Origin of the sequence: Rhodococcus sp. IEGM 1306, assembly GCF_036541985.1 — a bacterium.
In the GTDB taxonomy this organism is placed as follows: Bacteria; Actinomycetota; Actinomycetes; order Mycobacteriales; family Mycobacteriaceae; genus Rhodococcus_F; species Rhodococcus_F qingshengii.
Genome location: NZ_JAZHFF010000001.1, coordinates 1,177,295 through 1,201,587, shown reverse-complemented (window position 1 = coordinate 1,201,587; position 24,293 = coordinate 1,177,295). Strand labels below are relative to the sequence as shown.

At 63.4% G+C, this 24,293-nt stretch carries 23 protein-coding genes; 11 read left to right on the top strand and 12 right to left on the bottom strand.

What is annotated here, in order from left to right; all coding sequences use genetic code 11:
• Positions 1-123 precede the first annotated feature (123 nt).
• Together glpX and V3587_RS05905 are read left to right on the top strand one after the other, a co-directional pair.
• Complete coding sequence (gene glpX / locus V3587_RS05910; RefSeq protein WP_003945202.1) at positions 124-1,158, top strand: class II fructose-bisphosphatase; 1,035 nt, start codon at positions 124-126, stop codon at positions 1,156-1,158.
• A 102-nt stretch (positions 1,159-1,260) separates the two neighbouring features.
• The gene (locus V3587_RS05905; RefSeq protein WP_003945220.1) at positions 1,261-2,664 is read left to right on the top strand and encodes a class II fumarate hydratase; all 1,404 of its coding nucleotides are present in this window, start codon (positions 1,261-1,263) and stop codon (positions 2,662-2,664) included.
• A gap of 49 nt (positions 2,665-2,713) precedes the next feature.
• Here V3587_RS05905 and V3587_RS05900 read toward each other — a convergent pair whose 3' ends face one another.
• Together V3587_RS05900 and V3587_RS05895 are read right to left on the bottom strand one after the other, a co-directional pair.
• A complete protein-coding gene (locus V3587_RS05900) occupies positions 2,714-3,433 on the bottom strand; it encodes an NADPH-dependent F420 reductase (RefSeq protein WP_283376203.1) in 720 nt (239 codons plus the stop codon).
• A gap of 59 nt (positions 3,434-3,492) precedes the next feature.
• A complete protein-coding gene (locus V3587_RS05895) occupies positions 3,493-3,948 on the bottom strand; it encodes a nitroreductase family deazaflavin-dependent oxidoreductase (RefSeq protein WP_042920867.1) in 456 nt (151 codons plus the stop codon).
• Between the two features lie 340 nt (positions 3,949-4,288).
• On the opposite strand from V3587_RS05895, the gene V3587_RS05890 reads away from it, so the two are divergent.
• The 5 genes from V3587_RS05890 (at position 4,289) to V3587_RS05870 (ending at position 9,113) form a co-directional block, all read left to right on the top strand.
• Positions 4,289-4,855 (top strand): TetR/AcrR family transcriptional regulator, encoded by a 567-nt coding sequence (locus V3587_RS05890; RefSeq protein WP_259121094.1) that lies wholly within the window; start codon positions 4,289-4,291, stop codon positions 4,853-4,855.
• A 97-nt stretch (positions 4,856-4,952) separates the two neighbouring features.
• Positions 4,953-6,524, top strand: a complete 1,572-nt coding sequence (locus tag V3587_RS05885; protein ID WP_003945261.1) for an MFS transporter — start codon at positions 4,953-4,955, stop codon at positions 6,522-6,524.
• Positions 6,525-6,621: 97 nt separating this feature from the next.
• A complete protein-coding gene (locus tag V3587_RS05880) occupies positions 6,622-8,235 on the top strand; it encodes a serine hydrolase (protein ID WP_283376202.1) in 1,614 nt (537 codons plus the stop codon).
• 17 nt (positions 8,236-8,252) lie between these two features.
• On the top strand, positions 8,253-8,678 hold the full coding sequence (locus V3587_RS05875) for a limonene-1,2-epoxide hydrolase family protein (RefSeq protein WP_269612899.1): 426 nt from the start codon (positions 8,253-8,255) through the stop codon (positions 8,676-8,678).
• 30 nt (positions 8,679-8,708) lie between these two features.
• Entirely contained in the window at positions 8,709-9,113 is a 405-nt protein-coding gene (locus V3587_RS05870) for a carboxymuconolactone decarboxylase family protein (protein WP_003945227.1), read from the top strand.
• 60 nt (positions 9,114-9,173) lie between these two features.
• On the opposite strand, the gene V3587_RS05865 is transcribed toward V3587_RS05870, so the two are convergent.
• From V3587_RS05865 to V3587_RS05845, 5 genes are all read right to left on the bottom strand, one after another.
• Complete coding sequence (locus tag V3587_RS05865) at positions 9,174-10,541, bottom strand: PhoH family protein (protein WP_003945274.1); 1,368 nt, start codon at positions 10,539-10,541, stop codon at positions 9,174-9,176.
• Positions 10,542-10,816: 275 nt separating this feature from the next.
• A complete protein-coding gene (locus V3587_RS05860) occupies positions 10,817-11,530 on the bottom strand; it encodes a helix-turn-helix transcriptional regulator (protein ID WP_283376201.1) in 714 nt (237 codons plus the stop codon).
• Positions 11,531-11,556: 26 nt separating this feature from the next.
• Entirely contained in the window at positions 11,557-12,990 is a 1,434-nt protein-coding gene (locus tag V3587_RS05855; protein WP_283376200.1) for an amidase, read from the bottom strand.
• Positions 12,991-13,140: 150 nt separating this feature from the next.
• A complete protein-coding gene (gene glyA / locus V3587_RS05850) occupies positions 13,141-14,448 on the bottom strand; it encodes a serine hydroxymethyltransferase (protein WP_003945195.1) in 1,308 nt (435 codons plus the stop codon).
• A gap of 76 nt (positions 14,449-14,524) precedes the next feature.
• Positions 14,525-15,721: a DUF885 domain-containing protein gene (locus V3587_RS05845; RefSeq protein ID WP_161120280.1), complete on the bottom strand. Its 1,197-nt coding sequence runs from the start codon at positions 15,719-15,721 to the stop codon at positions 14,525-14,527.
• 172 nt (positions 15,722-15,893) lie between these two features.
• Here V3587_RS05845 and coaA point away from each other — a divergent pair, with 172 nt between their 5' ends.
• Positions 15,894-16,826 (top strand): type I pantothenate kinase, encoded by a 933-nt coding sequence (gene coaA, locus V3587_RS05840; protein WP_003945270.1) that lies wholly within the window; start codon positions 15,894-15,896, stop codon positions 16,824-16,826.
• 6 nt (positions 16,827-16,832) lie between these two features.
• On the opposite strand, the gene V3587_RS05835 is transcribed toward coaA, so the two are convergent.
• Positions 16,833-17,600, bottom strand: a complete 768-nt coding sequence (locus tag V3587_RS05835) for an isoprenyl transferase (protein ID WP_003945211.1) — start codon at positions 17,598-17,600, stop codon at positions 16,833-16,835.
• Positions 17,601-17,772: 172 nt separating this feature from the next.
• Here V3587_RS05835 and trhA point away from each other — a divergent pair, with 172 nt between their 5' ends.
• Positions 17,773-18,441 (top strand): PAQR family membrane homeostasis protein TrhA, encoded by a 669-nt coding sequence (gene trhA / locus V3587_RS05830; RefSeq protein ID WP_003945269.1) that lies wholly within the window; start codon positions 17,773-17,775, stop codon positions 18,439-18,441.
• Here the strand turns inward: trhA and V3587_RS05825 are convergent.
• Genes V3587_RS05825 through mca form a run of 3 tightly spaced genes read right to left on the bottom strand, consistent with a single transcriptional unit; the run spans position 18,408 to position 21,644 of the window.
• The gene (locus V3587_RS05825; protein ID WP_283376199.1) at positions 18,408-20,435 is read right to left on the bottom strand and encodes a thioredoxin domain-containing protein; all 2,028 of its coding nucleotides are present in this window, start codon (positions 20,433-20,435) and stop codon (positions 18,408-18,410) included. The genes trhA and V3587_RS05825 overlap by 34 nt on opposite strands.
• A 19-nt stretch (positions 20,436-20,454) precedes the next feature.
• Complete coding sequence (locus V3587_RS05820) at positions 20,455-20,769, bottom strand: hypothetical protein (protein WP_007726381.1); 315 nt, start codon at positions 20,767-20,769, stop codon at positions 20,455-20,457.
• On the bottom strand, positions 20,766-21,644 hold the full coding sequence (gene mca, locus V3587_RS05815) for a mycothiol conjugate amidase Mca (RefSeq protein WP_007726383.1): 879 nt from the start codon (positions 21,642-21,644) through the stop codon (positions 20,766-20,768). The genes V3587_RS05820 and mca overlap by 4 nt, the downstream gene beginning before the upstream one ends.
• Before the next feature lie 303 nt (positions 21,645-21,947).
• Between mca and V3587_RS05810 the strand changes: the two genes are divergently transcribed.
• Both V3587_RS05810 and greA read left to right on the top strand, forming a co-directional pair.
• Complete coding sequence (locus V3587_RS05810) at positions 21,948-22,373, top strand: DUF4307 domain-containing protein (RefSeq protein ID WP_007726384.1); 426 nt, start codon at positions 21,948-21,950, stop codon at positions 22,371-22,373.
• A gap of 227 nt (positions 22,374-22,600) precedes the next feature.
• Positions 22,601-23,095: a transcription elongation factor GreA gene (gene greA, locus V3587_RS05805; protein ID WP_007726385.1), complete on the top strand. Its 495-nt coding sequence runs from the start codon at positions 22,601-22,603 to the stop codon at positions 23,093-23,095.
• Positions 23,096-23,183: 88 nt separating this feature from the next.
• On the opposite strand, the gene V3587_RS05800 is transcribed toward greA, so the two are convergent.
• Positions 23,184-24,284: a C40 family peptidase gene (locus V3587_RS05800; protein WP_003943296.1), complete on the bottom strand. Its 1,101-nt coding sequence runs from the start codon at positions 24,282-24,284 to the stop codon at positions 23,184-23,186.
• Between the last annotated feature and the right edge of the window lie 9 nt (positions 24,285-24,293).

Genomic DNA, 24,293 nt, shown 5'->3' with positions numbered 1-24,293 from the left:
ACAAAACGTCTCTGCGGCGACCCGACAGCGCACGTAGCCGCTCCCATCTGGGACAATGACGCCTGAAGAAACCACTGCGTCGACACACCCCGTCGACCGCGACCGCGCCAGGAGGCACCGCACATGACGGCCAGCAGCACTCATCGTGAGACCCCGGACCGTAACCTCGCACTCGAATTGGTCCGAGTCACCGAAGCCGGTGCTATGGCTGCCGGCCGCTGGGTAGGCCGCGGCGACAAGGAAGGCGGCGACGGAGCAGCCGTCGACGCCATGCGTCAGCTCGTCTCCTCAGTCTCGATGCGCGGCATCGTCGTCATCGGTGAAGGCGAGAAGGACGAAGCGCCGATGCTGTTCAACGGCGAAGAGGTCGGAAACGGCGACGGCCCCGACTGTGACTTCGCCGTCGACCCGGTCGACGGCACCACCTTGATGTCCAAGGGCATGCCCAACGCGATCTCCGTTCTGGCTGTTGCCGAGCGCGGCGCGATGTTCGATCCGTCGGCCGTGTTCTACATGGAGAAGATCGCTGTCGGGCCGGATGCCGCAGATGTCATCGACATCAGCGCACCGATCGCCGAGAACATCAAGCGCGTAGCCAAGGTCAAGAAGGCGTCGGTCTCCGACATCACGATCTGCATCCTGGACCGCCCGCGTCACAACCAGCTGATCCAGGACGTTCGCGACACCGGCGCCCGTATCCGTCTGATCTCCGATGGTGACGTTGCCGGCGCGATCGCCGCAGCGCGTCCGGAGTCCGGCACCGACATGCTTGTGGGCATCGGCGGAACGCCAGAGGGCATCATCGCCGCAGCAGCCATGCGCTGCATGGGTGGTTCGCTGCAGGGCAAGCTGGCCCCCACCGACGACGAAGAGCGTCAGAAGGCCATCGACGCCGGTCACGATCTCGATCGGATCCTGTCCACCGAAGATCTCGTCTCGGGCGAGAACGTCTTCTTCTGCGCCACCGGCGTCACCGACGGTGACCTCCTGCGCGGCGTCCGCTACTACGGCGGCGGCGCCAGCACGCAGTCCATCGTGATGCGTAGCAAGTCCGGCACCGTTCGCATGATCGACGCGTACCACCGTCTCGAGAAGCTGCGCGAGTACAGCTCCGTCGATTTCGACGGCGAAGAGGGCGCGGTTCCCCCGACGTTCTGATGGGCTCCGCCCCGTGAGCGGTTAGGGAGTCCCTGCGCTCCTTAACCGCTCACGGGGGGACGTAGTCCCCTACCCGCTCTCGAAAAGTGGCAATGTGGAGCCATGACGGAGAGCAACGATCAACAGTTCCGAATCGAACACGACACCATGGGCGAAGTTCGGGTGCCCATCGACGCACTGTGGCGAGCACAGACCCAGCGTGCAGTCGAGAACTTCCCGATCAGCGGGCGCCCGCTCGAGCGCACCCAGATCCGCGCAATGGGCCTGCTGAAAGCAGCGTGTGCGCAGGTCAACAAGGACCTCGGACTCCTCGACGCGGACAAGGCCGACGCAATCATCGCCGCCGCGAACGAGATCGCCGAAGGCAAGCACGACGATCAGTTCCCCATCGACGTCTTCCAGACCGGCTCGGGAACCAGTTCGAACATGAACGCCAACGAGGTCATCGCATCCATCGCGAAGGCCGCCGGTGTGGACGTACATCCCAATGATCACGTCAACATGTCGCAGTCCTCCAACGACACCTTCCCCACCGCCACGCATGTCGCAGCTACCGAAGCAGCGGTCACCGATCTTGTTCCGGCACTGGAACATCTGCATGCTGCGCTTGCAACGAAGGCGACCGAGTGGAAGACCGTCGTCAAATCCGGACGCACCCATCTGATGGACGCTGTGCCGGTCACGCTCGGTCAGGAGTTCGGCGGCTACGCACGTCAGATCGAGGCCGGCATCGAGCGCGTCAACGCAACACTCCCCCGCCTCGGCGAGCTGCCGATCGGCGGAACAGCAGTCGGCACCGGTCTCAATGCTCCGGATGGATTCGGCCCCAAAGTTGTTGCCGAACTGGTCAAGTCGACCGGTGTCGACGCGCTGACTCCGGCGAAGAACAGCTTCGAAGCGCAGGCCGCGCGTGACGGACTGGTCGAGGCATCGGGCGCGCTGCGGACCATCGCCGTCTCACTGACGAAGATTGCCAACGACATTCGGTGGATGGGATCGGGTCCGCTGACCGGACTCGGCGAGATCGCACTCCCTGATCTGCAGCCGGGAAGCTCGATCATGCCCGGAAAGGTGAACCCGGTCCTGCCCGAGGCAACCACTCAGGTTGCGGCTCAGGTGATCGGAAACGACGCCGCCATCGCGTGGGGTGGCGCCGCCGGAGCTTTCGAACTCAACGTCTACATCCCGGTCATGGCCCGCAACCTGCTGGAGTCGTTCACCTTGCTGGCCAACGTCTCTCGTCTGTTCGCAGACAAGTGCGTCAGCGGACTGGTCGCGCACGAGGAGCACCTCAAGACGCTCGCCGAATCGTCGCCGTCGATCGTGACACCGCTCAACTCGGCAATCGGTTACGAGGAAGCCGCAGCCGTCGCGAAGCAGGCACTCAAGGAGAAGAAGACGATCCGTCAGGTCGTCATCGAGCGCGGACTCGTCCCGGACAAGCTGAGCGAGGAAGAACTCGACAAGCGTCTCGACGTTCTGGCGATGGCGAAGGTCAAGGACTGAACAAACAAAAGAGTGGCGGTTTCCACTTCGGAAACCGCCACCCTTGCACTCACACCGCAGCGGTTGCCCGCCACTCGTCGGTGCGATCGGGGCTCGCCTCGGCCAATGCCTTCAACGTCGCTTCTCGATCGAAGTCCTTGCCGTACAACGGAGTTCCCGGCTGCTGACGCCAGGAATCGTCGATCGTTCCCGCATCGACGGGATCGAAGCCCAACTGATTGATCAGATCGAAGACGACCTGCTTGTTCGCGTCGTCGTCGCCGGCGATGGGTAGCGCAATGCGCCCCTCTGCACCTTCGGGAAGGCCCTTCTCGAGAAGATGCTTCCACCAGATTCCGTTGAACGCCTTGAATACCGGAACACCCAGGTGCTCCTGCACCCATCCGCTTTCGGTCTGCCCGTCCTCGATGGCCGAGATCAGACCGTCACGCTGTTGCGGGTAGTAGTTGTTGGTCTCGATGACCGGGGCACCGGCGACCGCACCGCTGAGAATCCCCGCCGGTAGATCAACCACGTTCTTCTGCGGAATGCTCACGATGACCAGCTCGGCACCCTCGGCGGCCTCGGTGCTGCGGACTGCCTTCGCACCCGTCTCGGCTTCCAGTTCTGCAAGCGTGTCCGGTGTCCGCGAGTTCGAGACGCGCACGTCGTGACCGAGCGCAGCGAGCCTACGTGTGAGCGTGCCACCGATCTGACCGGCTCCGATGATTCCGATGCGCATGACCCTGCTCCTTCGTCGTGTGGAGTGGCGATCGCGCCACCGCTGCATTCGTCAACGACGAGAACGCACCGGGTCATTCCGCACCGGCCATTTCAACTCCCGTTGATTCAATCGGTTGACGAATCGAGTGCGAGTTTGATGCGAACACTGACCGGGTCGGTCTGCAATCCGCGAAAGGCAGAGGCCGTCAGCGCCGATCTGATCTTCCCCGACGCAAATGTCTTCACCCGCGCCGGCACGTCGTCGTCCGGCATGATCTGGGCCTGTCCGTCCACCCACTCGCCGCGGCGACGGATCCGAACCTTCGGCGTCGCAGAGATATTGGCACCCCACCCCGTGCCGGTGCCATGCTGCGCAATGACCCACGCCTCGTCACCGTCGTAGGTGATCGCAACGGGCACTCGGCGGGTCAGACCGGTTCGGCGTCCAACCGTCTCGATCTCGGTCATCAACGACGGCATCAAACCGATCCGATTCAATCCGGTGACCAGCGGATTGGCGAAATACTTCCCGACTGCGACTTCGATTCTTCGTTTTCGTGCAACTGACGTCGGTACCGGCATGTCGTTTCCTCTCCTCCGAAGCTGGTGCTCGAAGCAACAGCTCTATACCGCACGATATAACCACTGTTCGGGGAGTTTTGCCACCAAGAATCTCCATCGATACCCACCACCTGCACACAACACTTGACTGTGTCTGTCGGTTACATCTAGTCTCAGATTCGTTCCTATACCGATCGACATACTGGGAGGCAGTGATGAACACACCTCGAGACGCCTCGTTGCCATGACCGGCCCGCAGACGCGTTGTCCGATCGCCGCAGCGCGTCGCAAGTGGGGAGTACCAAGAGAATCAGCGGCACCAGATGATTCGAACAGCACTGCGATTGCATACGATGGCGGGATGGCCGACTCCGATTCCCGCACTCTGATGCTGGTCGGCGCCATCAATGCCTTCCGTGAACACGGGATCGCGACGACCTCGCTCACCGAGATCGTCGAACGCTCGGGAGCTCCCCGCGGGTCGGTGTACCACTACTTTCCCGAGGGCAAAGGACAGCTGGCCGGCGAAGCAGTTGCCTACTTCGGCCGGGGCGTCAGTGCCGCCATCAGTTCGATGATCGCTCAGTCTTCCCCACCGGAGATCATCGACGCGGTTGTCACGATATTTCGAAACAGCTTGGTAGAGAGCGATTTCACCTCCTCCTGTCCGGTCGCAGCCGCGGCAGTGGAGGGCGCGTCGACGCCGGCGGCATTAACTGCTGCGGGCGAATCCTTCACCTCGTGGGAATCGCTTCTCACATCGTTCTTCTGGCAGCAGGGACAGCCGTCCGAGACTGCAGCACAGTGGGCAACCGTCGTGATCGCGTCAATCGAAGGCGCGACGCTGATGGCAAAAGCTCAGCACACCACGGCGCCTCTCGATCGCATCGGCGCTCACCTCAATGCTCTGGTCTCGGCCCCGAGCTGACCAACCCTCTTTCTTCCAACCGCTGCTGCCGTCCGCGCAGGAGCAGAGATGGCGTACAAACATGTCTCACACACTTGCACCGGCGCCCTCGGCGCCCATGATGACCAAGTCCCGTCGATTCACTGCGCTGATCTTCATCTGCCTCGCCGAACTCCTTGTCGTGCTGGACAACACAGTGGTCAACGTCGCACTGCCGACGATGAGCGTCGACTTGTTCGCCAGCGTCAGCGACCTGCAGTGGATCGTCGACGCGTACACGTTGACCTTCGCCGGGTTCCTACTCACTTTCGGCCACCTGGGTGACCGCTTCGGACGCCGCCGAGTGATGATCATCGGCTTGATCGGCGTCGGTGCGATGTCGCTCGTCGGCGCCTTGGCTTCCAACCTCGAACAGGTGATCATGGCGCGAGCCGCCATGGGTGTCTTTGCCGCAGCTGTCTTTCCGGCTACGTTGGCCATGATCACCAACATCTTCACCGACGCCAGAGAACGAGCCATCGCCATCGCGGCCTGGACCGCAATGGCCGGCTTCGCGATTGCCATCGGCCCGACTGCGGGCGGCTGGCTTCTCGAGCACTTCTCCTGGCACTCGGTGTTCTGGATGAACGTTCCGGCAGCATTGTTGGTCATCGTGGGTGTGCTGCTGGTTGTTCCGGAATCGAAGGCGCTCCACGTCGGCCGATTCGATTTCGTCGGAACAATCTTGTCGCTACTGGGCATCGTCATTCTGGTGTGGACCATCATCGACGCACCACATCGCGGATGGGTGTCGACATTCAGCATCACGGGATACCTCTCTGCGACAGTGTTGTTGGCCGCATTCGTAGCATGGGAACTGCGCACCGACGCGCCGATCCTGAACATGAATCTCTTCCGAATCCGGCGGTTTTCTTTCCCCGCCTTGGCTATTGCGGTCAGCTACTTCAGTATGTTCGGGTTCTTGTTCCTGATCACGCAGTACTTCCAGGGCGTTCGCGAATACTCGCCGCTCGAATTCGGCATCCACTCTTTGCCTTTCGCCGCCGCTGTTGCCGTGGGCGCCCCCGTCGCCACCTTGGCGGCACAGAAACTCGGCACGACCGCAGTGATGGTGTTCGGCCTCCTCGTCCTCAGCGGCGGCATGTTCCTGGCCGGCCAGACGACCGTCGAGACGCCCTACCTCGGACCCGTCGTGATCTCGATGGTTCTCATGGGTCTGGGCCTCGCAATTGTCCAGGGACCGGCTACCGACTCCATCATGTCCTCGGTGCCCCTCGACGAAGCCGGCGCAGGTTCGGCAGTCAACGACACGACGCGTGAGCTCGGCGGGACCCTGGGCGTCGCCGTCATCGGTTCGATCGTCGCCTCGTACTACACGTCCAAGGTGGCTCCGATCGTCGACGCCATTCCCGACGCCGTGATGTCGGCGCAGGAGAAAGGCTTCGCTCGTGAGTCCGTGCTCAGCGTCATCGAGATCCGCTCCCGCGACATCAGTCCGCTCTTCGAGCAGCAGAAGGACAGTCTGATCTACACGATGAAGACCGCATGCCTGGAAGGTTTCGCCATCGCGTCGTACTTCACAGTCGGAGCAGCATTGATCACCGCTCTGCTGGTCGCGTTGTTGCTCCCTTGGAAGCCGGTCACGGAAGGCTCCATTCTCGGCAGTCTGACAACCAAGACCCCGAAGTAGCTACAAGGTTTCCCGATTTGTCCCAATATCAGCCCGCCGTTCCCCGATACTGGATTGACCGAGTGGTACCGACGACAACCCTGCTAGGGAGAATCTCGTGTCCATCACCAGTAGAAACAGCTCGCGACTGTCGGCAGCGGCGGTTCCGGTAGTACTGACGGTCGCCCTGCTCGCCGGATGCTCGTCGAATTCAGACACCACGTCGGCGCCCGGGCCGGTCGTCAGCGACGGCAGCCCGGGTCTCGACGTCGGGGTGCCGATCCCGGACGGGCAAATCGACGACGCGGTCGGGAAGCTCGACGGCCTCGCGAACGACCTCATGGCAAGTTCCGGTGTTCCCGGCATGGCGGTGGCCGTGGTGCACGGAGGTAAGACTGTGTACGCAAAGGGATTCGGGGTTCGCGAGTTGGGTAAGAGCGCCACCGTCGATGCCGACACCGTGTTCCAACTGGCATCGGTGTCGAAATCGGTCGGGGCCACGGTGGTCGCCCACGAAGTCGGAATCGGGACCGTCGACTGGGACACTCCGGTGATCTCGAAACTGCCGGGGTTTGCGCTTGCCGATCCGTGGGTGACCGACCACCTCACGATCTCCGATCTCTACACGCATCGGTCGGGGTTACCGGACCACGCCGGCGACGGGCTGGAGGACCTGGGCTACAACCGGGCCCAGGTGCTCGAAAAACTTCGCCAACTACCGCTCAATCCCTTCCGAATCACATACGAGTACACGAACTTCGGCGTCACTGCCGGTGCGGAGGCCGTTGCAGCCGCGGCGGGCACCGATTGGGAAACGCTGTCGCAGAACACGATCTACGGTCCGCTTGGTATGACATCGACGTCTTCGCGGTTCGCCGATTACCAAGCCCGAGAAAATCGAACAGTCGGCCACATCCTCGAAGACGGAAAGTACAAGGTAGGGCCGGTTCGGGACGCCGACGCCCAATCCCCCGCCGGTGGAGTCAGCTCCTCGGTGAACGACATGGCCAAGTGGTTGGACATGGTGCTGTCGGGCGGTCGGTATCAGGGGCAGCAGGTCGTTCAGACGGATGCGCTCGTGCCCGCAGTCAACCCGGAAATCGTCTCGCGCCATGCGCAGGAAATCGGGGAACGCTCCGGCTTCTACGGCTACGGGTTCAATGTTTCCGACAGCGCGGCAGGCCGTGTGACCGCCAGCCACTCCGGTGCCTTCCTGCTCGGTGCCGGGACCAATTTCGTGACGATTCCCTCCGCTGACGTCGGCATAGTCGTTCTGACCAACGGCACGCCTACCGGCGTCGCAGAGACCTTGACCGCCGAATTCGCCGATCTGGTGCAGTTCGGGAAGATCACCCGCGAGTGGCGCCCGCTGTACGAAGCGTCCTTTGCCTCACAAGCCGACCCTGAGGGCGAACTTGCCGGGAGGACGCCGCCGGCCTCCCCCGCTCCCGCGCCACCGACAGACCAATTGACCGGCGACTACGGCAATCCGTACTGGGGTCCCGCGCTCGTGACGCAGCAGAACGGTGCGCTGACCTTGACCATGGGTCCCGCGGCCGCGACGTACCCTCTGACCCACTGGGACGGAAACACCTTCACGTTCCCGCTCAGCGGCGAGAACGCACCGGCCGGGACGGTCTCGAAGGCCACCTTCGACGGAAACTCGCTAACCTTGGAGTACTTCGATCACGATCATCTCGGTACCTTCATCCGGGCAACACCGGCCGAATAATCAGCCAAGGACACCCCATGAGTAGTTCGACAGCCACGGTGAACGCAATGTTCGCGGCCCTCACCGATTTCGACGTGGACGCCGCAGCCGAATTGATGACAGACGACATCGTCTGGCAGAACGTCTCACTCCCCACCCTGCGAGGCAAGAAGACCGTCGTACGAGCGCTTCGTCTGGTCACCAAGCCTTCACTGAAATTCGAGGCGGAGATGCACCACATCGTCGGCGACGAGTCCACGGTGCTCACCGAACGCACCGACATCCTCACCGTCGGACCGCTGCGCATCGAGTTCTGGGTATGCGGAACTTTCGAACTGCGCGACGGCAAGGTCTGCGTCTGGCGGGACTACTTCAGTCTGCGAGACGTCGCGTGGGGCGTGGTGAGCGCGGTCGGCCGCGCAGTCGTCGGGACCGGGACACGAAGTAGGCTTGCTCCGGCCTGAAATCACCTGCCGAAAGCGAGCGAACCTGCCATGTCCGAAAACACCACGCCTGACTCCTTCGACGCCGGATTGGCTGTGCGCACCGAAGTCATGGGGGCCGATTTCGTCGACGCCGCCTTCGAGCGCACCCGCGGAACGGACAGCGAAGAACTGCAGAACTTCGTGACGGCCAACGTCTGGGGTTCGGTATGGACGCGTCCCGGACTCGATCGCCGCAGTCGTAGTCTGATCAATCTGGGGATGCTGATCGCGCTGCGCGCCGAGAACGAACTCAAAGGCCACGTACGTGGGGCATTGCGAAACGGCTTGACGCGCACCGAGATCGTCGAAACCGTGATCCACGCGAGCGCGTATTGCGGCGCTCCGGCCGGACTGGCGGCGATGCGTGTCGTGCAGGAAGTTCTCGACAACGAACTGGGACCGCTGCAAAACTGAACAACTTCAAACCCAGGCATCTCCCCGTGCAGACGGAAGTCCGCACGGGGAGATCACTTCTCAGGAAGTGGGGCCGAACTCCTCGAGCATGTCGGTCACCAACTCGGCGATCGGCGAACGCTCACTGCGCGTGAGTGTGATGTGCGCAAAAAGCGGGTGCCCCTTGAGCTTTTCGATGACGGCCGCAACTCCGTCGTGCCTGCCCACTCGCAGGTTGTCACGCTGCGCGACGTCGTGCGTGAGGACCACTCGCGAGCCGGTTCCCAGACGAGAAAGCACTGTCAGCAGAACATTTCGTTCGAGCGACTGCGCTTCGTCGACGATCACGAACGAATCGTGCAGCGACCGACCGCGAATGTGCGTCAGCGGCAACACTTCCAGCATTCCGCGGGCGAGAACCTCCTCGAGAACCTCTGGCGAGGCCAACCCGTCGAGAGTGTCGAAAACGGCCTGAGCCCACGGGCCCATCTTCTCGCTCTCACTACCGGGAAGGTAGCCGAGTTCTTGTCCGCCAACGGCATACAACGGACGGAAGACGACAACCTTGCGCTGAGTGCGCCGCTCGAGAACGGCTTCCAAACCTGCCGTCAGAGCCAAGGCCGATTTACCGGTGCCCGCCTTACCACCGAGAGAGATGATGCCGATGCTCTCGTCCATGAGGAGATCGAGCGCAATGCGCTGCTCGGCGGAGCGGCCGTGCAACCCGAACGCCTCGCGCTCACCGCGCACCAACTGGATGCGCTTGTCGGGAGTCACCCGACCGAGGGCGCTCGACGAACCACCGAGCAGGCGAAGACCCGTGTGACACGGCAGATCTCGCGCTTCGTCGAGGTCCAGGAAACCCTCGTTGAACAGCTCGTCGATGTCCGTCGAGGCGACGTCCAGCTCGGTCATACCCGTCCATCCGGAGGGCACGACGTCGTGAGCGTGGTACTCGTCGGCAGGTAGTCCCACCGCGCCCGCCTTCACACGAAGCGGAATGTCCTTGCTGACGAGGACTACGTCCTTGCCCTCCGCCGCAAGGTTCAGCGCACACGCCAGAATCCTCGAATCGTTACTGTCCGTGCGGAATCCGACTGGCAAGACCGCAGGGTCGGTGTGATTGAGTTCGACCTGCAGCGTCCCGTTCTCGGTGCCGATCGGCACCGGACGGTCGAGGCGGCTGTATTCGATCCGTAGATCGTCGAGCATGCGGAGCGATTCTCGGGCGAACCATCCCAGTTCGTGGTGGTGCCGTTTGCCTTCGAGTTCACTGATCACGACCAGTGGGAGTACCACGTGGTGTTCGGCGAATCGAGTGACAGCCCATGGATCGGACAGTAGTACCGAGGTATCCAAGACGTACGTGCGAAGTGCATCTCCCGAATGATTCCCGGCTGATAGATCAGCCCGGGCCGAGTGGGCAGAGACGGAGCGTGATGCAGTCACGTTGGGCTCCTAGGTCTGCGCGGCACCCGCGCAAACTCAGCTCGCTGGGCCGGACGGCTCTGGTGTCAGGTGACGCTGTGTCAGCTGAAACAAGGGCCGGGCGCCGGCCCTCTCGTACTGAGTGTTTCAGTCACGATCAGAACCTCCCGCACAAGTAACTTCTGGTTACTCGTTACTGCCGACGGTACTGCGGATCGGACACTCGCGCCACGGAACGAGCCGCACATCTGGTGAACGCCAGGTAACAAAATGCCACTCGTGTGATTCGGCGTCACTCAGGACTCGATCAGACCCCACTTCGCGGCGCGCACCGCTGCCTGAACCCGCGAATTGGTTCCGGTCTTGACGAAGATGTTCTCGAGATGGGTGGCGGTGCGACGGCTGACGAACAACTCCTCGGCGATCTCGACATTGCCCGCGCCCCTGGCCACCAATTGCAGTACTTGAATCTCCCGTGGGCTCAGATGGACACGATCGAGCGCCACCTGGTCCCCCACGACGCGCGAGCAGGCTGCGCTGGACGCCGCCACCACCTCCCGTACGCGATCGACGACGCCGGAATCCGCGAAGCTCATGTGCAGCAATCCGGTCACCTCACGGCCGGAGAACCCCAATGCGACCGAGGCACCCTCGGCGTACCCGGACGGCCGCAGAACATCGGTGACCATCTCGACCTGCTCGAATCGTGGCACGTCCTGCCAGAACACGGGCACGCCCGAAGCCTCGCGAATGATGCCGAAGAGATTGCGATCGGCGACGAAGTCCTCGAGCAGGAACTCGAGCACCCTGGCGTCGTATCCGGAACTCGCCAGAGCCCGATGCCTTCCGCTCGACGGGTCCCGGTACGTGACCGCCGCAGCCGAGTACGCGAGTCCACGTGCGCGGAGTTCTTCGGCGCACAGGCCGAGAATGCCGTACGCCCCGGCCGCCGGCGATCGCGGCGCGAACATGTCAGGTCCAGCGCCGCGATCAGGCAGTACAGACGTCATCACACCAATCTAGCCAATCGTGTGAGCTAGGCCACGACCAGTGAATCGGCCGGCTTCTTGTCCGCCCACGGACGTGCCGCTTCGAAGTTCGCTGCAGCCCGCAGGACCACTGCGTCCCGGCGGTGACGTGCGGCGATCTGCAGCCCCACCGGTCGACCGTCGGCGGTGAATCCAGCGGGCACGGTGATCGCCGGATTGTTGAGCATGTTGTACGGGTAGGTGAAGAGCCAATCGAGCAACTGCTCACGCAGCGACGCACCTTCGAGCCACGACGGCGCGAACTGACTGAGCGGGAACGTGGCCGAAGCCAGGGTCGGCGAGACCAACACGTCGTAGTCGTTCATGAACGTCGTCCACGTGTCCCACATGACGCCGCGGAATGCGTCGGCCCGCCCGACGTCGACACCGGTGAGCCGCTCGGCCTCGTGCATGATCTCGATCAGGTTGTCGTCGACCTCGCCGCGCTGGTTCTCCCAGTCGAGCAAGTCGTATTCGGAAGCGAAACCGGGAACCCAGATGCCGTTCCACATCGACTCCGACGGATTTCCCCACTGCGGGGTCGCCTCGGTGATCCGGGCACCCAATTCCTCGAATGCCGACAACGCGTCGAGACACACCGCCAGCACCTCCGGATCAACATGGCCGAGACCGAGATTCGTCGACCACGCCACGCGAAGGCCCTTCACGTCGCCCTTCGAGGCTTCGACGTACGAGGTCTCGGCACGCTCGATCGAGAGCGGGTCCGCATTGTCCGGCCCGGCCATGATGTCGAGCATCAGCGCGTTGTCGGCAACAGTCCGGGTGATCGGACCGTGATACGCCCAGTTGTAGAAGCGCCCGGCCAGGATGGTCTGCGGGATGACGCCGGTGGTCGGCTTCAACCCGACGACCCCGCAGAGCGCCGACGGGATACGCACCGATCCCGCGCCGTCACTGCCCTCGGCGAGTGGCCCGAGGCCTGCAGCCACGGCAGCCGACGCACCGCCACTGGACCCGCCCGCGCTGTTGCCGAGCTTCCACGGGTTGTGCGTCGGCCCGTACAGGTGGTTGTCCGTGCCACCGTAGTAACCACTTTCGGGAGTATTCGTCTTTCCCAGGAACAGTCCGCCGGCGCCACGCAGCCTGTCCACGACGACGGCATTTCCCGTCGCGATGTTGTCGGCCATCGGCTTCATCCCGAACGTGGTCGGCAGCCCGTCGACTGCCGTCAGATCTTTGATCGTGAACGGAACGCCGTGCAGCGGGCCGAGCTTCTCGCCCGCTTCCTGTTGCCGTGAGAGTTCGGCCGCATCGCGCGTCACCTGCTCGCGATCGAACTGCACTATCGCGTTGATCGACGGATTGACGGCGTCGACGCGCTGGATCATCGCTTCGGCAATCTCGTTGGGCGAGAGATTGTTCGACGCGACCGACGCCGCCATCTCGGTAGCGGAGAGCCAATGCAGATTCTGTTCGGTCATGGGGTTTCCTTCGCCGGAGGGGTGATGCTCTCAGGCTAGGAAGCACCGAACTCGGCCACCATCGGTCATGTGACCGATGCCACAATCCGCGACTGGCAAAACCAGCGGCCCGGCCCCTCGAAAGGGACCGGGCCGTCGGTGAAGGAATTCCTAGACGTTCTTGCTGAGCAGGCCCCAGTTCTCGAGACCGTCGTACAGCGGAAGGTCGAGAGCGAGCTTGGCGACGCGCGCACGCAGCGCCGGCAGATCCGCGTTGCCGGCCAGAGCGGTACCGATGATGTCGGCGACCTCGGTGAACTCGGCATCACCGAATCCGCGAGTGGCCAACGCTGCGGTACCGATACGCAGACCGGAGGTGGTCATCGGCGGGCGGGGATCGAACGGAACAGCGTTGCGGTTGACCGTGATGCCGATTTCGTGCAGAAGGTCCTCACCCTGCTGGCCGTCGAGCTGCGAGTTACGCAGGTCCACGAGCACGAGGTGGACGTCAGTGCCGCCGGTCAGGACGCTGATGCCCTGGTCTGCGACGTCCTTGTTGCCCAGACGCTCGGCAAGGATGCGCGCACCGGAAAGGGTGCGTGCCTGACGATCCTTGAACTCTTCACCGGCAGCGATCTTGAAGGTGACTGCCTTGGCCGCGATGGCGTGCATGAGCGGTCCACCCTGCTGACCGGGGAAGACAGCGGAGTTGAGCTTCTTGGCCCACTCTTTCTTCGCCAGGATCAGGCCCGAACGCGGACCACCGAGGGTCTTGTGGACGGTCGAGGAGACGACGTCTGCGTACGGGACGGGCGACGGGTGCAGGCCTGCCGCAACCAGTCCGGCGAAGTGAGCCATGTCCACCCACAGGTACGCCCCGACCTCGTCGGCGATCGCACGGAACGCCGCGAAGTCCTGCTGACGCGGGTACGCGGACCAACCGGCAACGATGACCTTCGGCTTCTCGGCGAGGGCGATCGAGCGCACCTCGTCCATGTCGATGCGGTGATCTTCCTTGCTGACGCCGTAGGACGCGACGTCGTACAACTTGCCGGAGAAGTTCAGCTTCATGCCGTGCGTGAGGTGACCACCGTGTGCAAGGTCGAGGCCGAGCAGCTTCTCACCCGGGTTCATCAGTGCCATCAGAACAGCAGCGTTGGCCTGTGCGCCCGAGTGCGGCTGAACGTTCGCGAACTCTGCACCGAAGAGTTCCTTCGCACGGTTGCGCGCCAGATCCTCGATGACGTCGACGTGCTCGCAACCGCCGTAGTAACGACGTCCCGGGTAGCCCTCGGCGTACTTGTTCGTCAGGACGCTGCCCTGAGCCTGCAGAACCGAGCGGGGAACGAAGTTCTCCGACGCGATCATCTCGAGCGTGTCGCGCTGACGAGCCAATTCACCAGCCATCGCCTCGGCGACTTCGGGGTCGAGTTCGGCGAGTGATGCAGAGTTGACGTCGGAGCCGGGCACAGCGGTCATCGAGGAATCTCCAAGCTGGATGCGGAAACGAATGCGTCCAGTCTACGAAGTTCGCTCCCGCCGTCTCCACCCGGCACTAGGCAGCACGCAGAGAGCTGGGGACCAGCGGCTCGTCGAGCAGCCTGCGGAAGCGTTCGGTGCGCTCCGCGCCCACCGGCACCTCGTCCAGCCAGCCCCCGAGCAGCCGGTATCCCTCGACATACGTGCTGGTGTATGCCCGCCACAGCGGCGAAGACAGGAACTTGAGCGATTGGCGAGCGCGTTCCGGCGTCGACAGCGACCACCGTTCGAGGAACAGCGCCACGTCGTCGAGGCTGCGCCCCTCGTCGTGCAACATCAGCGCCGCATCCTGCCGGACACTCAGCAGTTGCCCCGACGCGGCGGAGAGCCGTTGCGCCTTTTCCCCGTCGAAAGACAAGCCGAGGTCGGCGTAGATGTCCTGCGCCCACAAACCCCAGTCCGGGCCGACAATCGCTTCCAGCGCCAAATCCGCGAGGCCTTCGGCCATGATGCACTGCGGCGTGTTGACCAGGAACAGTGTCTGCTCGAGCTGGCCCGAACCGACCAGACCGGCTTCCTTACGGCAATGCTCGGTGTGATGGCCGGGGTAGGACTCGTGCGCGATCAGCCGCGGCAGGTTGGCCATGAACTGCGGCAGATCCGAATTGATCGCAACCTTGGAGCGGTAGTCACCGAGGTAGTAGTTGAAGCCGGACCACGGCTTGTCCCCCACCACTTCGTATTCGACGGTTTCCGACGCGGGAAGCCCGAACGTGCCGCGGACCAGATCGCGCAGCGCACTCGACATTGCCTCGACGCATTCGTTCAGTTTCGCCGCGGGGATCTCGTCGGCCTTGCGATGCGCCTGCACCCGCTGCGCCAGCGGTCCCGGACCGGGCAGAACTTCACCCATCAACCGGTGAGCGTCGCTGTAGGCGTCCTCGTTTCCCTTCTCGATTCGGACGTCGAAGTACGCCTCGACCTCGTCCACGAAGCCGATGTCCTCACCCGCGAACTTGCGCCCGGAGCATTCCAGGGCGCGAAGGTGTACGTCGACGAAGTGGGCGCGTTCGGCATTCAGACCACTTCCGGCCAACTCGCCCCGCAATTCACGTGCCGTGCGGGCAAGTTCACGCGGATCGGGCTTCGGGGCGCTCTCGATCTGCTTACGCAGCGCCGGGTCACCGGTGAACGCGTCGACGAACCCGTCTTCGAGACGGTCGAAACCCAGTCCGAGCAGCAGGTATTGGCGAACAAGTGTGTCTGGATCCATAACGACCGAGCCTAGTCGCTCGCTCCGGAATGCCACCCGGCGAAAGTCCCGGACGTGGCACCGAGCACAATCCGACTATGCACTCGGATCGTGCGCACACGCGCCTGGCTTGCTCGCATAGCTGTTTCGTCCGCCGGGCCCCGGGTTCACTACGTGCCGGTGAGCTGGGCTGATGGCGCGCACCAACGAATCGAGTCCCTACGTCGAGTTCGACCGCAAGCAGTGGCGGACACTGCGTAAGTCGACGCCACTGGTGTTGACCGAGGACGAGTTGTACGGCCTGCGTGGTCTCGGCGAGCAGATCGATCTCGAAGAAGTTGCCGAGGTTTATCTCCCCCTCGCACGTCTGATCCACCTGCAGGTGGCGGCGCGCCAACGGCTGTTCGCGGCCACCGCGACCTTCCTCGGTGAGAAGCATCCCGACCGTCAGGTGCCCTTCGTCATCGGTGTCGCCGGTTCGGTCGCGGTCGGAAAATCCACGACTGCTCGTGTGCTGCAAGCTCTCCTGGCCCGCTGGGATCACCATCCGCGCGTCGACCTCGTCACCACGGACGGATTCCTCTATCCGACCAGGGAACTCCAGCGTCGGGGCATCATGCACCGCAAGGGTTTTCCCGAAAGCTACGATCGCCGCAAGCTGTTGCGCTTCGTCACCGAAGTCAAGTCCGGGGCGGAAGAGGTAGCGGCACCGGTCTATTCGCACACGTCGTACGACATCATCCCGGGCCAGTACCACCTGATCCGCCAGCCCGACATCCTCATCATCGAGGGCCTCAACGTCCTGCAGACCGGCCCGCGTCTGATGGTCTCCGATCTGTTCGACTTCTCGATCTACGTCGACGCCCGCATCGAGGACATCGAAGCCTGGTACATCCAGCGGTTCCTTGCGCTACGCAACACGTCGTTCGCCGATCCGAACGCCCACTTTCACCACTACTCCGGCCTCTCCGACCGTGACGCGACCATCGCGGCGAAGGAGATCTGGAACTCGATCAATCACCCGAACCTGGTGGAGAACATTCTCCCCACCCGTCCCCGCGCAACCCTGGTGCTGCGCAAGGACGCCGATCACACGATCAACCGGCTGCGGCTGCGCAAGCTCTGAGACGGCTCAGGCGCCGAACCGGCGGTGGCGCGCCGCGTAATCGCGCAAGGCTCGAAGAAAGTCGACTCGACGGAACTCGGGCCAGTACGCCTCGGTGAACCAGATCTCCGAATAGGCGCTCTGCCACAACAGGAATCCGGAGAGCCGCTGCTCGCCGGAGGTGCGGATCACCAGATCCGGATCGGGCTGTCCCGACGTGTACAGATGCCCGTCGATGCCGTCGACCGTGACGGCCTGGATCAGTTCGTCTCCGCTCAGGCCCGCACCGATCTTGTCGCGCAGGAGCGATTGGACGGCGTCGGCGATCTCCTGACGCCCGCCGTATCCGATCGCGACGTTGACATGTGTCCCGGTTCGGCCGCTCGTCCCCGCCGCCGCTTCCCGCAAGCGCCTGGACTGCTCGGGAGGCAGAAGATCGAGAGCCCCGACGATCTGCACACTCCAGTTCTTGCCGGGCCCGGAGATCTCTTCGACGACGTCGGTGATGATTTCGAGGAGGGTGTCGAGCTCTTCCGGCTCGCGGCGCAGGTTCTCGGTCGAGAGCAGGTAGATGGTTGCCATCTCGATTCCGGCGGCGTCGCACCACTCGAGCAATTCGGCAATTTTGAGCGCGCCCATGCGGTGCCCGTGACTGACATCGGTGAAGCCGTTCTCGCGAGCCCATCGCCGATTTCCGTCACACATCACGGCTACGTGCCGTGGGTGCGCGAGACCGTCGAGATGACTGAGGAGTCGTCGCTCGTAGATGCTGTACAGCAGTCCGCGCAGATTCACCGTGACATCACCATGGTGTCAAAGACTACGCCCGGCAGTGACAGGCACATGCGAGCGCCGTCACGGTTTTTGTACGCGTCGAAAACCCGCAGGTAGGTTATGCTACTGATGCGTAACCTACGGTACCGTAGGTTACGCAGTTCGCAACAGTACGGAACGAGAGGGGTTGCACATGACGGCATTCGGGCTCGACGAGCTTCCGGTCAAACCACGCATGCGCGGTTGGATCCATCTGTGGGCGCTCGGTGTCTCCGTCGTCGCAGGCATCGTTCTCGTCTCCGTAGCCGGCGCTCAGGTCGGCGCAAAAGCGGCTTGGGCAACCGCGATCTACAGCGTCACGATCTGCGGCCTCTTCGGCATCAGTGCGACGTATCACCGCATCCAGTGGCAGACGGTCAAGGGCCGTACGTGGATGAAGCGTGCGGACCATTCGATGATCTTTCTCTTCATCGCCGGCAGCTACACACCGTTCGCCATGCTCGGCCTCCCGACTCACACCGGCAAGATCATCCTCGCGATCGTGTGGGCAGGCGCGCTCGCCGGCGTCGCACTCAAGATGCTCTGGCCCACCGCCCCGAAATGGGTGGGAGTCCCGCTCTACCTGCTCCTCGGTTGGGCGATCGTTCCCGTGGTCGGTGAACTGACGCACCAGGTCGGTGTGGCGCCTATGGTGCTGCTGCTCGTCGGCGGAATCTTCTACAGCGTCGGCGCAATTCTGTACGCGACGAAATGGCCAAACCCGTGGCCCACGACGTTCGGGCATCACGAGTTCTTCCACGCCGCGACGGTCGTCGCAGCGATCTGCCACTACATCGCGGTATGGCTCGTCGTGTTCAACTGACTCGCCAGTTCCACCACCGTCGTCACCGGCCGATCACACACGAATCCCCGACAGATGTACGCGGCTTCACCACCGTCGACGAGGGGTCGATCTGCAAGCAGCGGTGAAGAATCCGGGGCACCCCCGACAACCACTGCACCACCCGGCGCAAGCCGGCGGGCATCGGCCAACAGCGAACCTTCCCCGACGACGGCCACCTGTATCGGACCACGCAACGACGCTTCCGCCACCGCGAGCCAGTGCCCCGCCGACCGAGGCGCACGCTCGAGCGGCAGCGTGGCCCTCGCCAGCGCGTCCGCCGCGGCCTGGGCGTAACGAGAAGAGCGCTCGGCATCGGTCAACGCCGCTGCGGTCAACAGAGCCTCCGCGACGCTCGACGCACCGGACGGCGTCGCGCCGTCCAACGGGTCTCGGGGCCGAGTCACGAGCGACTCCGCGAAATCGGCCGTGTCGAACCAGCTTCCCGGCTCGGCCGGATCAGCGAAGTGGTCGACAGTGACGTCGAGCAACTGCTGCGCCGCATCGAGCCACCGCGCCAATCCCGTTGCCTGGTATAGAGCCAGGAGTCCGGTGGCCAACATTGCGTAATCCTCGAGCACGCCCGTCGGGACGCCGACAGCCCCGCCGAGGGAAGCGCGACGCAAGTGACCGTCCACCAGGTGAAGGTCGAGAAGAGCGCCTGCGCACTCGGCCGCCGCGGTGATCCAGTCGGGTCGGTCCAGGGCAAGTCCGGCTTCCGTCAAGGCCGTGACGGTCAGCCCGTTCCAGGCCGTCACCACCTTGTCGTCGCGGCCAGGCTGTGGACGCTGAGCCCGGGCGGCACGGAGAGCGTCGGAGACCGTCTGCCAGCGCGACCAGTCGTCGGGGTCACGGAGCAACTGCAGTACCGACGCACCCTCTTCGAAGGTTCCGGTATCGGTGACCCGGAACAACTCCGACGCCCACTGCCCGTCCTCCGCGCCGAGAATCTCGACCAGCTGCGTCGGCGTCCATACGTACGTGAGGCCTTCGACGCCGTCGGTGTCGGCATCGAGAGCCGAAGCGAAGCAACCGTTCTCGGTCAGCAGATCGGAGAGCAGGAACCTTGCGGTCTCCTCGGTGACGCGAGTGGCGAGGTCCGATCCGGTGCGCCGCGCCCAGTGCGCGTAGAACCGCAGGAGCAGCGCATTGTCGTAGAGCATCTTCTCGAAGTGCGGAACCACCCACTCGGCATCGACCGAGTACCGCGAGAAACCGCCACCCAACTGGTCGTAGATCCCGCCACGTGCCATTGCTTCGGCGGTGCGCTCGATGCCGCCGAGGATCTCGCCCGAACCCGTTCGCTCGTACTGTCGGAGCAGCCCCTCCAGTAGTGCCGACGGTGGAAACTTCGGTGCCCCACCGAATCCTCCGCGCGGGACGTCCTCGTCGCCGAGGATCGACCGACCCGCCGCGTTCAGCAGCTCGGCGTCGATGGGTGCTCCGCCGTACGGAATCCCGCCCGACGCGCGCTGAAGTTCCGTGACGATCGACTGCGCCGCGTTGTCGACCTCGTCGCGCCGATTCGTGAAGGTGTCGACTATCGCTTCGAGAAGCTGTGTGAACGAAGGCATTCCGCCGCGAGGCGTCGGCGGGTAGTACGTGCCGCAGTAGAACGGTGAACCGTCGGGAGTCAGGAAACAGGTCATGGGCCAGCCGCCCTGGCCGGTCATCGCAACCGTCGCATTCATGTAGACGGCGTCGATGTCGGGACGTTCTTCTCGGTCCACCTTCACACAGACGAAGTTCGCGTTCATGACGGCCGCGATCTCGTCGTTCTCGAACGACTCGTGCGCCATGACGTGGCACCAGTGGCACGCCGAGTATCCGATCGAGAGGAGAATCGGCACGTTGCGCTCGCGCGCCCACTCCATCGCTTCTTCGCCCCACTGTTGCCAGTGGACCGGATTGTCGGCGTGCTGACGCAGGTAAGGGCTCGAGGACCCACCCAGGTTGTTCCGCATCCGTGGGTCCATCGCCGCTACCTCGTTCGTCTCAGGATTCTTGCTTGGGCTTCTTCTCGGTAGAGACGTTGGGTTCCGCCGGGCTCGGAGCAGTGATAGCTCCCCGGTCGGTGCCTTCGTCTGCCTGCTGATCGAGTTCGGGATGATCCGGTTCGAACGTCTCCGGCAGCTTCTTGAGCTGGCGGTTCATCGACCGAACCAGGAGGATCACACCGATGAGCAGCGCAAGAATCACCAGCAGGCCGACCGGAGACGACTTTCCGAACTCCGGGCCGGATGGGTTACTCGGGGTCTGAGCAAGAAATTGTGTGGTGCCGAGAACTACCTCGGCGGACAGAGCATTCACTTCTGAGCGTCCTCTTCGAGACCTGCGAACAGGTCGGTTTCCGGAATGGACGTGGTGACCCGCGTCTTGGCGAGCTCGAATTCCTCGGTGGGCCAGATCTTCTGCTGAATGTCGAGCGGCACAGCGAAGAACGAACCGTTGGGATCGATCTGCGTCGCGTGTGCGCGCAGAGCATCGTCACGCTGGGGAAAGTAGTCGCCGCACGTGACCTGAGTGGTCACCCGGACCATCATGTCGCCGCGTTCGGTCTTCCACTTCTTGAGCCAGTCCGCCATCGGGAACGGCTCTCCGCGACGCTCGTACTCCTCCTGGAAGAGTTCGAGGCGCTTACGGATGAATCCGTGCGAGTAGTAGACCTTCTTGATTTCCCACGGCTGACCGTCCTCGGGGAAGTACTCGGGATCGGCGGCGGCTTCGTAGGCTGCCATCGTCACCTCGTGGCACCGGATGTGATCCGGGTGCGGGTATCCGCCGTTCTCGTCGTACGTCGTGACGACGTGGGGACGGAACTCGCGAATCACCTTGACCAGAGCGCGCGTCGACTCTTCGAGCGGAACGAGGGCGAAGCACCCTTCGGGCAGCGGCGGAAGAGGGTCGCCCTCGGGAAGCCCGGAATCGACGAAACCGAGCCAGCGCTGCTTCACGCCCAGGATGCGAGCGGCCTCGGCCATCTCCTCCTGGCGAACTTCGCTGATTCGATCGCGGACACCGGGAACGTCCATGGCCGGGTTGAGAATGTCGCCACGCTCACCCCCGGTGAGCGTCAGGACCATCACTTCGTGGCCTTCGGCTGCATAACGGGCGGTGGTGGCCGCACCCTTGCTCGACTCGTCGTCGGGATGGGCATGGACGGCCATGAGCCGGAATCCGCTCACGTGTTCGTTCACCTCAACTTCACCTGTAGCCGTTGCCGGCAGTTCACCTGTAGCCGTCACCGGCAGTTCACCTGTAGCCGTCACCGGCAGTCTTCGAATCACACGCTGTGCACCGCTCGGATTACTCCGGGCCGTTGCCGTCAAACGTACCGACTGCCGACAAACCTACCGACGGCGCGACGGGATACGTCCTCTATAGTTCCACCCGAGAGTTCCTGGCGCAGCCGTGACCCCTTCGGTAATCCGGCGGGACACAGTCAGTTGCTGCACGACACGCGAACTCGAGTCTTCGAGAGCAGAGTGATGAGCAAACCGCTTCCCCAAGATCGGTACCCGAGCACAACTCGCACGGGCAGTCCCCGCAAGTGGATGGTGTGGGCTCTGACCGCTCTCGTCATCGTCGTAGGCGGCGGAATCGCGTACTACGCGTACGGAAAATTTGCGGTCAAGGAAATCGAGACCGAGACCATCTCGTTCGACATCGCCAACGACTCCACGGTGAAGATCCGTTTCACCGTCACACGCGACGACTCGTCGCGTGAAGCGATGTGCATCGTGCGCGCACGCTCGAAGGACGGCTCCGAAACCGGTCGACGTGAGGTCTACGTCCCGTCGTCGGAACATCAGACCCTCGAGTTCAACACCGAGGTCAAGACGTCCCAGCCGCCAGGCATGGCCGACGTCTACGGCTGCAGCTTCGACGTTCCGGAGTACCTGACCAAGAGCTGACCTCGGAACGCACCCACCCTGCCGGACGTTTGACGCCGGACAGGGCGGGTAGTCATGCGTGATAGAATTGCCCGATACACGGTTCCGGGTGGAACCGTGTATTGCTGCATTGACGCAAGGTTTGACGGCAAGGTTGCATCCCTGGTGGTGCTTCTGTGTCGTTGTTCGCTGCTGTTGCAGCGATCGTCGAGGGAGCCCCCGGCTCCGACTACTAGGGAGTGATCGAGATGACCGAGACCCAGGTGACCTGGCTTACCCAGGAATCACATGACAGGCTCAAGAACGAACTCGACCAGCTCATCGCCAATCGCCCGGTCATCGCCGCCGAGATCAACGAGCGTCGCGAAGAGGGCGACCTGAAGGAGAACGGCGGCTACCACGCTGCCCGCGAAGAGCAGGGTCAGCAGGAAGCCCGCATTCGCCAGCTCCAGGAGCTGCTGAACAGCGCAAAGGTCGGCGAGGCCCCCACTCAGTCCGGTGTCGCACTGCCCGGATCCGTAGTCAAGGTCTACTACGACGGCGACGAGAGTGACACCGAGACGTTCCTGATCGCTACCCGCGAAGAAGGCGCACGTGACGCCAAGCTCGAGGTCTACTCGCCGAACTCACCGCTGGGCGGCGCGCTGCTCGAAGCCAAGGTCGGCGACACGCGTGAGTACAACCTGCCCAACGGCAGCACCATGAAGGTCACGCTGCTGAGCGCGGAGCCTTACCACAGCTGATCGGCTGTACCAGCTCTGAAAAGAAGCGCCACCCGACTCGGTCGGGTGGCGCTTCTTGCTCTGTCGACGCTCGCCGTTTCCTGCCCACTCACACCACGCGGCGAGCCTTCATGCCGGCGAAGATCGGGCCGACCTTCACCACGTCGCCGAACGTGGGTGCGTGAAGCATCTGACCGTTGCCGACGTAGATCGCCACGTGGCCGGGGCCGCCTGCCTGCCAGTTGCCGAACAACAGGTCACCGGGCTGCGCCTGATCCAGCGGGATCTCGACGCCGACACCCCACTGCGTCTCCGAGGTCCGGGGCAGAGTCACCCCGGTGGCCGCGTGGATCGCGTACGACGTCAGCCCCGAGCAGTCGAACCCGCCCATCGACGGCCCGTTGATGTTTCCGCCACCCCACACGTACGGCAATCCGAGAAACTTCAGACCGGCCTCGACGACGCCGCCCACCGCTGCGGCGAGGTTGTTGTAGTCGAAGGGCGCAAGCATCAGGGCGAACGAGTCCTGCAACGATTTGATCTGGGCGACGAACGGAGCGGCGACCGCCTGCTCCGCAGGAACCTCGCCCGACTTGTCTGCCGGAACGCCGCCCGCTTCGCGAACTGCGTCCGGCCCGACGTCGTAGGCAGCGAGCGCGAGGTCGACGGTATCGCCCTCGACCTCACCGGACTTCTGCCAGGACTGCGCTTGCTTCACGAGATCGCACAACCGGTATCCGGTTGTCATCACCGGATCGGCAACGCCCAGGATGTCCATCTTTCCGTCGCCGTCACCGTCCTTGCCGTATGCCGTCCACGCTGCGGTGGTGAAGCGGCCAGGCCCGCGCCCACCTTCCGGTGAGATGTCGGTATCGGGTCCGTACTTGAATCCGTTCTCGACCGAGTACAGCGAGGCGATCACCGCGGGCGTGATCTCCGAGCACAGAGCACCGGCCTTTTTGATCCACGGCGCGAACACTGCCACCGCTCCCACGGGCGCCAATGTCGCTCCCGGAAAGTTGGAGGGTACGGAAGGCACGATTCCCTCAGGTGTGTCCTGAGTTCGTGCCGGTCCGTTCCAGGCTGCAAGTGAGACTGCAGCATTCGAAGACTCGTTCTTCTCGACTTGTGCGGGCGCTCCGAGAGTTCCACTCATCACGCCCAGTGCGGTGCCGATCGACACAGCGATCGCCAGGACACCGACTGCCATCCGAACCTC